Source organism: Ruminococcus sp. CAG:379 (assembly GCF_000434255.1).
In the GTDB taxonomy this organism is placed as follows: Bacteria; Bacillota; Clostridia; order Oscillospirales; family Ruminococcaceae; genus Ruminococcus_F; species Ruminococcus_F champanellensis.
Map to the genome: position 1 here is coordinate 21447 of NZ_FR894866.1, position 13384 is coordinate 34830.

Here is a 13384-nt window from a genome sequence, read left to right on the forward strand (position 1 = left end):
AAACCGTAACCGTTTTCCGCAAGCCACCTGCGCAATAAGGGGGCTTTGGTCATGGGCTGCAAAATCAGGTTGGTGCCCCGTTGGAGCCAGTCTGCATGCTCCAGAATGCCGCAAATGGTTTCCGCCCCCATACCGGCGATCACTACGTCCGTGATGCCGGCATCCGGCACCTGCTGCAAGCCATCCGACAGAAGGATGCGGATCCGGTCAGACAGCCCCCACCGGGCTGCTGTCTGTCGGGCATACTGCAACGGGCCCTCGCCGATATCCGAAGCGATCACACTGGTGCAGATGCCCTGCTGCAACAGGTAGACCGGCAGATAAGCGTGATCCGTGCCCACATCACAGCAGCATCCGGCACCGGACACCAGCCGAGCGCATGCCAGCAGCCGAGGGGATAAAGTAAGCATATGTCAGAACCTCCGATTGATGAATTGAAAAAAGAAGGGCGGCAATCTGCCGCCCGCCTTGTTACTTCTTCGCTGCGAAATGTGCGTTGAGCTTTGCGACCAGCTCATCCGGGTCAACCCCGTGAACGCTGCAAGCCTCTCCAACAGACTCACCTCTTGCAGAGGGGCAGCCAAGGCAATGCATCCCCATCTCCAGGAAGAAGGGGGCAACCTCAAAATCCTCATCCAGGATATCCCCGATGATCGTATCCTTTGTAATTGTCATGATTTTCGCCTCCTGTTTCAGCATGCGCCATGGGCATGCTTTTATTCAACGAATGAAATGAAAGAAAAAGGAAAGCGCAACCGACTGGCTGCGCTTTAGAAGTCGATTATTCAGCTTCCTTCATCTTTGCAAAGCAATCGCTGCAGTATACTGCGCGATCTTCTCTGGGCTTGAACGGAACCCGAGCTACACCGCCGCAGCGTGCGCAAGTAGCTTCAAACATTTCTCTGTCAGACTTGTTCGCATTCTTTCTTGCATCTCTGCAAGCCTTGCAGCGCTGGGGCTCATTTACGAAACCCTTTTCAGCGTAGAATTCCTGCTCGCCAGCGGTGAATACGAATTCGTTTCCGCATTCCTTGCATACCAGTGTCTTGTCTTCGTACATGTTTTTTTACCTCGCTTTGAGTTTTTTGGACCTCGGACGGATTCGCACCGACACCTTTGATAAACAACGCTCTGAAATTTAAGCTACCCGGTCATATAGATCAGGAATCGGAGTTCCTGAATTGATCAGCCATCCAGACTGATTTTAACTTACGCCGCACCCGCTGCATAGCATTGTCCACAGACTTTTCCGTGATATGCAGACGTTCTGCCATCTGCTCATACCGCAGACCGCATAAAAACAATTTAAAGATTTCAAGCTCCCGTTTGGATAATACCAGATCCATCTCCCGATATAATTCGTGCAGCCGTTCCTTTCTCAGAAGGATCCGCTCCGGGTCGTCATCCTCAACCTCATTCTGAACCTGAGCTGCGGATTCTGCATCCTCCACCGGCAGGGCTGTATGCCTGGTACGGATCAGCGCCGATTTCATTTTATTAGTAATACAAACATCGGCAAACGTGGAAAACTTGATTTCACGGTTGGGATCAAAATGCGCAATGGCATTCATCAGTCCCAGCATTCCCTCCTGCGCCAGATCCTCCGCATCCACAACAGCATTTGCCATTGTGTTTGCCTTCACCCAGATCAGCTTCATATAGCGAGAGATCAGCTCCGCAGTAGAATCCGAGCACTTTGCCGCTGACAGCGCCAGTTCTTCATCGGATCGTTCCGTCTGCCGCTTGCCAAGATCCTGTTCACGTTTCTGCTCCATGCCATCCTTCACCAATCAAATCACTTTCGGGATACCAGTCTAATCATATACGCAAACGCATCGTTTGTCAAGATTATAATGCAAATAAGTTTAAATATAGGAAAGAAAACGGCAAAATGTATGAAGGAAACCACGTTTTTTCAGTGGTTTTGCACATGCAAAATCATACAATTCCTGCTTTCTCCGAACTCCGGACGAAAAAGCGGCGCCGAATGGCGCCGCCATACGTTCCTACCTATTACAGCGTCCAGCTGTCATTATCATTACCGCCATTCTTGGCTGCTTCTTCAACGGCCTTGGTCAAATCGTCAAAATCAAAGCCAAAGTTAGCCGGCTTCTTGACGCCCTTGTTGGGGGCAGCATTTGCCGCAGACTCCTGCTTGGGCGCATCATGCTTTACGGGCTTCTGCTCCGGTGCCTGATGCAGCTTAACTTTCAGCTCATCCGCCATAGCAGCCTTGGGCTTTTCGAATGCATCCGCCTTGGGATCCGGCACATCTCCCACAGTCTTGCGGGCTTCCATTGCCACGCTCTGGGCTTCATCCAGCCGCTTTGCAGCCTGATCGGTCAACTGATTGATGAGATTTGTGATCTCTGTCAGTTTCTTGGTCACACCGTCGATCTCGTTGTTCAGCATCTGCCGCACTGTACCGGTCATTTCGTTTGCGGTCTTTGCCTTTGCATTAGCGTCATCAATGGTAGCATCCGCCTTGGCATTGGCCTCCATGATGGTTGCTTCGATCACAGACTCAGCGTCCGCAATCTTTCGTTCAGCCTGTGCATTCGCCTCGCTCACAATGGACTCAGCCTGCTCCTTAGCCTCTCGTGTGGTCTTTTCAGCCGCATTGCGGGCTTCCAGAGTCAGCTTCTTTGCAGTCATCTGTGCCTCTGCAAACAGAGCACCCATATCGAAGCTGGACGACATGGAAGAATCCCCTGCCGTCTTCAGATCATCCACTTCATCCTGCAGCTTCTTGACATCCTTCTCCAGGGAAGCGATCTTCTGGTTCTTCTCTGCAATGGCAGCGTCCTTGGTCATCAGCTGTTCAGACTTTGCCTTCAGCTCTGCCGCCTTTTCAGCCAACTGGCTGTCACGCTTTGCGATCTCCTGCTTCATGATCGCATCGTCCACATTGGGAACAGCCGGAATCGCCTCTGCCGGCTTTGCAGCCAGATCTGCCTTCAGCTTTTCGATTTCCTTCTCCAATGCAGCTTTTACATCCTGGAACTTGGCAGCATCCTGCTTCAGCTTTTCATTTTCAGCCGTCAGTCGCTGATTTTCCGCAGTCAGCTTGCCGGTATCCCCACCGGCATTCTTAGCCTGATTCTCCAGATCCTCCTTCGCCTTCCGCAGTGCAGCGTTTGCTGCTCCCAGATCCGAGCGAAGACCCTTGATCTCATTTTCATACTTCTGCGCCTGCTGCTGATCCAATCCCGGACCCGCTGCGCTTTCCTGCGCTTCCTTCAACTCGTTTTCGAGTGCAACAATTTTGGAATTCAGTTCATCCACATATGCCAGAACATCTTCCTTGACAAAGCCGCCGCCAATTTTAGTAGGGCGCAATAACAACATCGGCTGATCCATAGTAATGTCGCTCCATTCCACGCACTTAAAATCAATAGAAGCCGGGGAACAGCATATGTGCGTCCATGCTGCTCCCATATCGTGTGCTTCCTTCCATGTTGTTAATTATAACATAAAATGAGATTGATTTCAACGTACATTTCGTACAATATTTCCTGTCATTTTCGTGCAAAATGTCGGAAACAGAAAACGGGCTGTTGCATTCAACAGCCCGTTCCACAATTATTTCTTGTCCAGGATCTTGAAAATTTCATCCAGATCATCATCCACCTGGTCTGCCTGCGGCTTGGCAGCAGGCTGTGCCGGTGCAACCGGATCCTCATCCAGCAGCGGATTGCTAATGGGAATTACCTTTTCATCCGGATCGTCAAAACCGGCAGCGATCACGGTAATGGTCATCTCATCGTTCATATCTTCCTTGAATGCAGTGCCGAAGATGAACTCTACGCCGGGTGCAGCAGTGTCGGTGATCATCTTCGTTGCGGTATCCACCTCGGAGGACAGGATATCCTCGGACATGGTGATGTTGATCAACAGACGGTGTGCGCCGGCAATGGATGTAAGCAGCAGCGGGCTGGAAATAACCTGGCTTGCAGCCTCCTCTGCCTTGTTCTTGCCGGAGCCGTGTCCGATTGCCATATGTGCATAGCCGGCACCCTTCATGATGGTGGAAACGTCTGCAAAATCCAGATTGATGTAGCCTTCCTCCACGATCAGGTCGGAAATGCTCTTGACACCGGTCTTGAGAATGTCATCGGACAGCGCAAAGGACTCCTTCATGGTCAGAGGCTTGTCAATACCAACCAGAAGCTTTTCGTTGGGGATCACGATCAGAGAATCCACATACTTCATCAACTCATCAATACCACGCTCAGCCTGTGCCATTTTCTGCTCGCGCTCGAACAGGAAGGGCTTGGTAACAACCGCAACGGTCAGAATGTTCATCTCCTGGGCGATCTGTGCAACCACCGGAGCCGCACCGGTACCGGTACCGCCGCCCATGCCTGCGGTGATGAATACCATATCCGCACCCTTCAGAGAATTTGCAATCTCGTCCTTGTTTTCCTCAGCGGAACGCTGTCCTACATCCGGCTTGTTGCCGGCACCACGACCCCGGGTCAGCTTTGCACCGATCTGGATCTTGGAAGTAGCCTTGGAATTGTTCAGCGCCTTTGCGTCCGTATTCACTGCAATATATTCAATGTTCTTGACGCCGGCATTGACCATACAGTTCAGCGCATTGCCGCCGCCGCCGCCAACGCCGATCACCTTAATATTCACCTGCGGGTCGAATGCTTCCTCGTAGATAAAGTCAGTCATTTGAAAGTCCTCCTATGTTTATTCACATAACCATCCATTTGGCAGTCTGTAGCTAGCACATCATATTAAACACATTTTATATTTTATCACATGTATCTCCCGATTGCAAGCCATTTTGAAAAAATATTCGAAAAAAATTTAGGCAGCACGCTGATTTCCGAACCAATTATCATGCAGCCGGTGCAGCGGTCGTGGTGATGGTTTCCGTACTCTCCGGCTCCGTGGGATTCTCCGGAGCAGTGGTCACCGCCGGCTCCTGCTGGGTGGCGGAAATCTGGTTATCCCCAACCATACGCAGATTGTACTTTTTGGAATCGTTCAGCCTGGGAATCGCCGTAGCTGCCAGCCGCAGCTTATAGCTGATCTCGTTGGCGTTGCCGATATCAAACCGGATCCGATCCCCGTAATACACCACGATATCATACTGATCCGTCATATCTACCTCAGTCAGATCCGCAGCATACTCATTGCTGAGGAAGGCGGTATAGATGGCATTTTTCTGATCCTCCGTAGAGGTCAGCATCTGCCCCGGCTCAAGAAATTCCGGGATATACCCCTTGAAAATCAGCAGTCCCTCCTTGGGCTGGCTGGTCTTTTCCAGGATCTTGCCCTTGGCGCTGACGATCAGATACCCTCCCTCATACGCCACACAGGCGGTGGGCACGCAGGGCTTTACAATGATCTCTACCGTGCTGGGAAAATGCTTTTTTACATACACATCCTCTGCCAGAAGCAGCTTGGAAAGCACAGAATTGCTGACAGAAACCGTATCCAGCCGCATCAGATTGTCACCCTCCTGGATGCCGGATGCAGCATAGACCTCCTGATCCGTATACGCCGTATCACCTGTGACCCGGATGGACTTGATATTGAAAAACATCGTCATGGACAGGGCAAAGCCAATGCCGACCACCAGGATCAGCACCAGTAGAATGTACATGGACATATTGCGCCGCCTGCGCCTCTGCCGCTTGGAATTCTGTTTGCGTTTCACGCTTGTTTTTACAACTTCCTGCATACGTTCCTCCGTTTGTGGCGGTATCGCCTTATGTGATCCGTTCGATTTTTGCCCCCAGGCTCCGGAGCACGCCTTCCGGATCCTCATAGCCCCGATCCAGGTGGGACAGCTCCGTCAGCTCCGTGACCCCCTCTGCGGTGAGCCCTGCAATGAGCATGGCTGCACCCCCCCGCAGATCCGTTGCATGCACCGTCGTCCCGGACAGCTTCTGCACCCCATGCACCACTGCCGCCCTGCCGGACAGACGGATATCTGCACCCATCCGGATCAGATCGTCCACATGCCGGTACCGGCTGTCAAAGATGGTTTCCTCAAACATACAGCTGCCCCGTGCCTTACAATGCGCCGCCATCAGCAGCGCCTGAGCATCCGTCGGAAATCCGGGATGGGGCATGGTGCGGATATAGGGTGCAGCATGCAGAGGCAGACTGCTTTGCAGATAGATACGGCTTTCGTGACAATATACCCGACAGCCCATCTGCCGGAGCACCTCTGTAACAGCGGTAAGATCCTCCGGACAGCAGTCCTGGATGCAGACGGAACCCCCGGCGGCAGCTGCTGCGGACAGATAAGTAGCCGCTGCAATTCGATCCGGCATCACCCGGTACACACAACCGTGGAGCCGCTCCACCCCATCGATGATGACCGTGTCCGTGCCGGCACCGGAAATCTTTGCACCGCATGCCGCAAGAAATTCCGCAAGATCCCGGATCTCAGGCTCCCGGGCAGCATTATGTATCCGGGTCCGCCCCTGTGCAAGCACTGCCGCCAGCATAATATTCTCCGTTGCGCCCACCGAAGGAAACGGCAGATGCAGATCGGCGCCCCGGAGTCTGCCCTGGAGCCGGAGCATGCCATGGGTTTCATGGATCTCCGCCCCCATCTGCCGCAAAGCATGCAGATGCATATCAATGGGACGCGGCCCCAGCTCACAGCCTCCGGGCAGGTACAGGGTGCAGCTGCCGGTTCGACTCAGAAGCGGGCCCAGAAAGGTGATGGACGAACGCATTTCGTGCATCATGGCCTCCGGGATCTCACTGCGGCTGATGCCTCCGTTCCGGATCTCCATTTTCCCGTCCCGGAAGCTGCAGCGACAGCCCAGATGGGTCAGAATCCGACTTGCAGCATACACATCCGACAGGGCAGGGCACCGCTCCAGCACCACATCCTCATCACACAGCACCACTGCCGAAAGCAGCGGCAGCACACTGTTTTTCGCACCCTGTATCCGGATCTCCCCCTGTAAAGGATGCCCGCCCTCAATTACGAGTTTTGATTCCGCCATAGCCCATCACCTCAAAAGCAATTTGTTTATCCTATGCTTCTGAGGGAAAATGGGTTCCGGTTAAGGCAACGTCGCCAGGCATGCTCTGTGCGGTGTAGCCTTAAGCCTTTTGCAGAGAAGAAATCACCTTGTAGATCCGTTCATCCGTATCCGGCACCGCCAGATCGGCGGCATGCTGTGCCATGGAGCGCAGCTTTTCCGGGTGCTCGTACAGGTTCTTCACCTGTTCTACGATGCCCTCCGGCGTCACATCCTTCTGCTCAATGACGATAGCTGCCCCCGCTTTGCCCAACACATTGGCATTGTGGAACTGGTGGTTGCCGGTGACGATGGGGGACGGAATCAGCAGGGATGCACGCCCCACAGCCTCCAACTCCGCCAGGGTGGAAGCGCCTGCACGGCACACCACAAGATCCGCCGCTGCCAGGCACACGTCCATATCGTTGATGTACTCGGAGATCCGTAGCCGGGGATTGTTCAGATCCACGCCCCGGTCCCGCATGGCTTTGGGGAAGCTCTCTCTGCCCATGCCGCCATAGCCGTGAATGTGGTTGATCTTCAGCTGATTGGAGGTATGCCACTGAATGACCTCCGCCATGGTTTCATTGATGCATCCGGCACCCAGACTGCCGCCGAAGGAGAGAATACACATACCGTCGTCAAACCCCAGCTTTCTCCGGGCATCCGCCCGGCTTTCCTGGAGAATGGATGCCCGAACCGGCAGCCCCGTCACCGTGTAATTCACATTTTTGTCCAGGTATTGCAGCGCCTCCTTGAAGGTGAGCATGACATGGGACACTTCCTTCGCCAGCAGCTTGTTGGTGACACCAGGATAGGCATTCTGCTCATGAATAGCGCAGGGCACACCCAGCTTTGCCGCCATACGAATCACCGGGCCGGACACATATCCACCGGTGCCGATGGCAATGTCCGGACTGAAGCCGGTGACAATCTCCTTTGCACGCTTGCCGGAGGTTGCCAGATACCGCAGCGCCTGGGCGTTGCGTTTGATGTTTTTCAAGGTCAGCTTCCGCTGAAACCCTGCCACGTTGATAAACTCAATGGGATACCCTGCCTGGGGAACGAGCTTTGCCTCCATGCCGTTGGGTGTCCCTGCAAAGAGAAATTCCGCCCCGGGATCGTGCTGCTTAATGATGGACGCAATGGCAAGCGCAGGGTTGATGTGTCCTCCGGTGCCGCCGCCGGCCAGTAAAACCTTCATAAGATGTCCTCCTACTTCTCGATATTCGCCTGTCGGGACACATTTAGTATGATCCCCATTTCCGCAAGCTGCATAATGAGTGCGGTACCGCCGTAGCTAAAGAAGGGCAGACTGATGCCCGTATTGGGGATCAGATTGCTGACTACGGCAATGTTCAGAAATGCCTGCAAGCCAATGTGCATGGTCAGTCCCAGCACCAGCAGGGTGCCCAGCTTATCCCGTGCCTTGGAGGCAATATACAGTCCCCGGAACACCAGCAGTGCAAACAGCAGAATCACAACCACTGCCCCCACATAGCCCAGCTCCTCGCAGACGATGGCAAACACGAAGTCGTTCTTGGTTTCCGGCAGATACAGATACTTCTGCCGGGATTCACAGAACCCCAAACCAAACAATCCCCCGGAGCCGATGGCAATCAGAGACTGACAGGTCTGCCAAGTATCCCCTGCGGAGGTGGCTTCATTAAAGGGATCCAACCAGGTGGTGATCCGGGTCATAAAATAGTTCTTTTTCAGAAGGATTACTGCAATCAGCAATGCACAGCCTGCCAGCCCGGCGCCCCCCAGGTGAGTCAGCTTTGCACCGCCCACGAATACCAGGGTCAGCCCGATCAGCAGAATCAGAATGGTACCGGACAGGTGGGGCTGCATCATCATCAAGCCGGCGATCACTCCAAGCATAAGGAAATAGGGCAGAACTCCCCGCTTGAAGTCCTGCATATGATTGTAGTTTTTTGAAATCAGCATGGAGAAAAACACCACAACTGCAAACTTCATAATCTCTGAGGGCTGGAAGGTCAGGGGACCGATACGCAGCCACCGGGTAACGCCGGTGTCCGTAGAGGTACCCATAAACAGCACCAGGATCAACATCACCAGAGCGACAGCGAAAATGCCAAAGCTGATCCAGAACCGACCGAAGGCGTGATAATCGAAATGAGAGGCAAAGAACATGACCACCAGACCAACCCCAGCCATTTCCAGCTGCTTGACCGCATAGTATGTGCCAGGCTCTCCCTCATCTATGGCTGTGGCATAGCTGGCGGAAAACATCATCAGAATACCGGTAGCCAGCAGAAACAACACAATGGTCAGAAAGGGCAGATCCGAATAATCATAGCCGGCAAAGGATCTGCGGCGGGTATTGCTTTGTATCGACGTAAATTTGGCTTCGTGGGCCATGTAAATGCCTCCTGTAGTTTTGTGATCCGGGCTCTGGCTCTGTAAGCTGTTGTCTTACAGCAGAACCATCAGAACCCCCAGTGTACCGGCAATCAGACCAAACAGCGAAAAGGTCGCCACGATGCGGTATTCACTGAAGCCGGACATCTCAAAATGGTGGTGAATGGGGGTCATCTTAAAGATCCGCTTGCCCTTCCCCTTTTCACCGGTTTTCTTAAAATGCTGCTTTGCGGTGTATTTGAAGTAGGATACCTGGATCACCACGCTCAGTGCCTCCAGCACATACACCAGTCCCACCAGAACCATCACCAGATGCTGATGGGTGGTGAGTCCAATGGCAACAAAGGCGCCTCCCAGATACATGGAGCCTGTGTCCCCCATAAAGCACTTTGCGGGATGCAGGTTCCACACCAGAAAGCCCAGGCAGCCTCCGGCAATGGCAATGGCATACAAGGATATCTCCTTGGAGCAGATCATGGTAAATGCCAGCATGGCAACGGCTGTCACCGTGCCGCACAAGCCATCTACCCCGTCTGTCAGATTCACCGCATTGGACAGGTAGATCATGAACAGAATCATGATCGGGTAGTAGAAGAAATGCAGATCCAGCTTGCAGAAGATCAGATCCAGCTCTGTGGAGTGATCCCCCAGTGCATACAGCACAGCCAGGAATCCGGCACACAGCAAAAACTGCGCCGCCATCTTCTGACTGGGTCGAAGCCCCAGGTTTTGCTTCTTGACTGCCTTGATGTAGTCATCCGCAAAGCCGATGCAGGAAAACAGCAGAGAGAACACCACGCAAGCGATCAGCCGCAGCATGCCGTTCCGGATCTCCGGATCCGAGCCGTCCTGGACACACTGGGTGCGATACAGCACATACCCGGCGATCACCGTGACCACGGAGCTGATGATAAACATAAAACCACCCATAATGGGGGTACCCTGCTTGTTCTTGTGCCAACGGGGGCCAATCTCCAGAATCGTCTGTCCGAAGTGGATCTTCTTCAGATACGGAATCAGAACCCTGCCGATGGCAGCAGCGAACACTGCGGACAGCAGTGCCGTTGCTAATAGAATCCAAATGATAGGCATAATACGCATAGCCCGTTACCAGGCATTCCCCTTTCTGTTATACTGCAAGCGCCGGAAACAGTGCCTTTGCCACGGACTCCAGCTGCATGCCCCGGCTGGCCTTGAACAGCACCGCATCCCCGGGCTGCAAACTGCGTCGCAGCTGCTCTGTCAAGGCTTCCTTCTCCGTAAAATACTGCACAGGCACGCCCTGCTTGGCTGCCTCCTCGGCAATGTACCGGCTTTCCGGTCCGTAGCAGAACAGCAGATCCACCTGCGCCGGTGTAACTAGACCGCCCACCATCCGGTGCAGCTGTCGGGACTGCTCTCCAAGCTCCAGCATATCCCCCAGCACCCCGATGCGTCTGCCGGTCACAGAAAGCTGCCCAAGCACGGACAGGGATGCCCGCATGGAATCCGGACTTGCATTGTAGCAATCCAGGATTACAGTTTTGTCGTCAATCTGCTGGATATTCTGCCGCATGCCGTCCGGCTGGTAAGTACGCAAAGCCCCGGCAATCTCCTCCGGCTCCATGCCTGCCAGCATACCGATACAGAAGGCAGCAGCCCCATTCATCACATTATGTTCCCCGATGCAGGGCAGGGTCACAGAGGTAACGGTACCCTGCCAGCACAGATCAAAGCTGGTGCAGCCGTTTTCAGACACGATACGCTCCGCCCGACAGTCCGCTCCTGCATTCTTGATTCCATAGGTATACACCGGACGGGACAGGGTGGTTTTCAGAGGAATCAGATAGGGATCATCCCCATTCACCACCAAGGGTGCATCCGCCGCCATGCCATCCAGGATCTCCAGCTTCGCCCTGCAAATTCCTTCCTGGGATTTCAACTGGGCAATGTGGGAAAAGCCAATGTTGGTAATCACGCCGATGCTGGGTGCAGCCGCCTTGGACAACCGGGAAATCTCTCCGAAATCTGACATACCCATCTCCACCACTGCTGCCTTATAAGTAGAATCCAGACCCATCAGAGTTTTGGGCAATCCGATCTCATTATTCAGATTACCGGCAGTTTTCAAGGTCTTGCAGTGGGCGCTCAGTACCAGTGCGATCATATTTTTTGTGGTGGTCTTGCCCACACTTCCGGTTACCCCCACAAAGAAGGGCTGGAACTTCCGGCGATAGTATGCGGCAAATGCGAGCAGTGCCTTACCCGTACTGTCCACCACAATACAGGGACAATCTGGAATCACATGATCCGAGATTACCGCCACTGCCCCCTGTTCGCATGCCTGCTTGGCAAAGGTATGCCCATCAAACCGGGTACCCCGCAGTGCAAGGAATACACAACCCGGTGTGATCGTCCGGGTATCGGTTGAGATCTCTGTCACAGCACAGTCCGGGCAGTTGGAAAGCGTGCCGCCCACCGCCTGTGCGATTTCTGTTAATGTAACCTGTTCCATATGTCAATCCCTTTTCTCTGTAGTTTCATGTGCGGCATCCAGCAGGGTCAGCCCCTTTGCCACCACTTCCCGCTCATCCAGATGGATGTGCTTGTTTCCGGCCAGGATCTGATAATCCTCATGCCCCTTGCCAGCCAGCACAATCACATCTCCGGCACGGGCAATGCGCAATGCGTGATAGATCGCCTCGATCCGATCCACCACCACATCGTAGGACACCTTGCTGTCTGTGAGTCCTGCCAGAATATCTGCAATGATTGCCTCCGGCTTTTCATCCCGGGGATTGTCGGAGGTGATGACCAGATGATCCGCATACTTTGCCGCCGCCTTTGCCATCAAGGGACGCTTGGCACTGTCCCGGTTGCCGCCGCAGCCGAACAGGCAGATCAGTCTGCCCTCCGTGTAACCCCGTACATTGGAAAGAATGTTTTCAATGGCGTCCGGCGTGTGGGCATAGTCGCAGATCACGGAAAAATCCCGTCCCGTGGGGATCACCTCGCACCGTCCCTTCACCCCGTTATACCGGGACACGGAAGCGATGATCCGCTCCATGGGCACGCCGCATTTCAGACATACTCCCATGGCAGCGGTCACATTGGACACGTTGAACATGCCGGTCATCTTCATGGTGACCTGGTGGGATTTCCCCTGGCTGCAAAACCAGAAGCTGGTCTCTGTTGGGCGGATCTTGATCACGTCCGCATAGAAATCCGCATTTTCATGACAGCCATAGGAGCACTTCTCACAGGTAATCTCCTTGTAAAGCCGCTGTCCGTAGGCATCGTCAATGTTGCAGATCGCCAGATCGCATACCTCAAACAGCATGCGCTTTGCCTGGTAGTAATCCTCCATATTCTTGTGGTAATCCAGATGATCCTGGGTCAGATTTGTAAACACAGCAGTCTGGAAATGGGTGGGGCCGATCCGGCGCTGCACCAAACCAAAGGAAGAAACCTCCATGACCACCGTGTCGCAGCCTGCCTGGTACATCCGGTCAAACAGCTGCATCAGATCAAACGACATGGGGGTGGTATTGTCCGTGTGGACGATCTCGTCCCCGATCTCATTCTGAATGGTACCCACCAGCCCCACCTTATGCCCATTGTTCGTGAGAATGTACTTGATCACATTGGTCATAGTGGTCTTGCCGTTGGTGCCCGTGACCCCGATCATCTTCATTTTCCGCTCCGGATGGTCAAACCAGGCGGCACAGGCTCTGCCGTATGCGATCCGGGTATCCGGCACCAGGATCTGACGATCACCCAGTCCCAGGTCACGCTCTGCAACCACTGCGGCTGCACCCTGTTCCAGCATCTCCGCTGCTGCATCGTGGCCATCAAACCGGTTGCCCCGGATACAGAAGAACAGACAGCCTGGCTGCACCTTCCGGGTATCGTCTGCAAGACAGGTGATTTCCTGATCCGGCAAAGCAGTGGTCGTTTCTTCCAATACCTGATATAATTTCATCGTTTCATCCGCACTGCCTGGCAATGCGATCTCCTTT

At 53.8% G+C, this 13384-nt stretch carries 13 protein-coding genes; all 13 read right to left on the reverse strand.

Annotated features, from left to right (window positions below):
• Positions 1-410: class I SAM-dependent methyltransferase (locus tag QVO51_RS04000; RefSeq protein WP_288167838.1), on the reverse strand; the 410-nt coding region annotated here is incomplete at its 3' end.
• Positions 411-471: 61 nt separating this feature from the next.
• Positions 472-675, reverse strand: a complete 204-nt coding sequence (locus QVO51_RS04005; protein ID WP_015558513.1) for a DUF1858 domain-containing protein — start codon at positions 673-675, stop codon at positions 472-474.
• A 106-nt stretch (positions 676-781) separates the two neighbouring features.
• Positions 782-1060: a zinc-ribbon domain containing protein gene (locus QVO51_RS04010; RefSeq protein WP_015558512.1), complete on the reverse strand. Its 279-nt coding sequence runs from the start codon at positions 1058-1060 to the stop codon at positions 782-784.
• Between the two features lie 100 nt (positions 1061-1160).
• Positions 1161-1775 (reverse strand): sigma-70 family RNA polymerase sigma factor, encoded by a 615-nt coding sequence (locus QVO51_RS04015; RefSeq protein ID WP_015558511.1) that lies wholly within the window; start codon positions 1773-1775, stop codon positions 1161-1163.
• Between the two features lie 238 nt (positions 1776-2013).
• Positions 2014-3360, reverse strand: a complete 1347-nt coding sequence (locus tag QVO51_RS04020; RefSeq protein WP_276745275.1) for a hypothetical protein — start codon at positions 3358-3360, stop codon at positions 2014-2016.
• Positions 3361-3582: 222 nt separating this feature from the next.
• Positions 3583-4680 (reverse strand): cell division protein FtsZ, encoded by a 1098-nt coding sequence (gene ftsZ / locus QVO51_RS04025; RefSeq protein WP_015558509.1) that lies wholly within the window; start codon positions 4678-4680, stop codon positions 3583-3585.
• Positions 4681-4849: 169 nt separating this feature from the next.
• Positions 4850-5698 (reverse strand): cell division protein FtsQ/DivIB, encoded by an 849-nt coding sequence (locus tag QVO51_RS04030; protein WP_022357339.1) that lies wholly within the window; start codon positions 5696-5698, stop codon positions 4850-4852.
• A gap of 28 nt (positions 5699-5726) precedes the next feature.
• Complete coding sequence (murA, locus tag QVO51_RS04035) at positions 5727-6983, reverse strand: UDP-N-acetylglucosamine 1-carboxyvinyltransferase (RefSeq protein WP_022357340.1); 1257 nt, start codon at positions 6981-6983, stop codon at positions 5727-5729.
• 100 nt (positions 6984-7083) lie between these two features.
• Positions 7084-8205, reverse strand: a complete 1122-nt coding sequence (gene murG / locus QVO51_RS04040; RefSeq protein WP_022357341.1) for an undecaprenyldiphospho-muramoylpentapeptide beta-N-acetylglucosaminyltransferase — start codon at positions 8203-8205, stop codon at positions 7084-7086.
• 11 nt (positions 8206-8216) lie between these two features.
• Positions 8217-9386: a putative lipid II flippase FtsW gene (ftsW, locus tag QVO51_RS04045; RefSeq protein ID WP_022357342.1), complete on the reverse strand. Its 1170-nt coding sequence runs from the start codon at positions 9384-9386 to the stop codon at positions 8217-8219.
• Positions 9387-9440: 54 nt separating this feature from the next.
• Positions 9441-10478, reverse strand: a complete 1038-nt coding sequence (gene mraY / locus QVO51_RS04050) for a phospho-N-acetylmuramoyl-pentapeptide-transferase (protein ID WP_338126701.1) — start codon at positions 10476-10478, stop codon at positions 9441-9443.
• A 37-nt stretch (positions 10479-10515) separates the two neighbouring features.
• Positions 10516-11880: a UDP-N-acetylmuramoyl-tripeptide--D-alanyl-D-alanine ligase gene (locus tag QVO51_RS04055; RefSeq protein WP_022357344.1), complete on the reverse strand. Its 1365-nt coding sequence runs from the start codon at positions 11878-11880 to the stop codon at positions 10516-10518.
• 3 nt (positions 11881-11883) lie between these two features.
• Entirely contained in the window at positions 11884-13347 is a 1464-nt protein-coding gene (locus tag QVO51_RS04060; protein WP_276745284.1) for a UDP-N-acetylmuramoyl-L-alanyl-D-glutamate--2,6-diaminopimelate ligase, read from the reverse strand.
• Positions 13348-13384 lie beyond the last annotated feature (37 nt).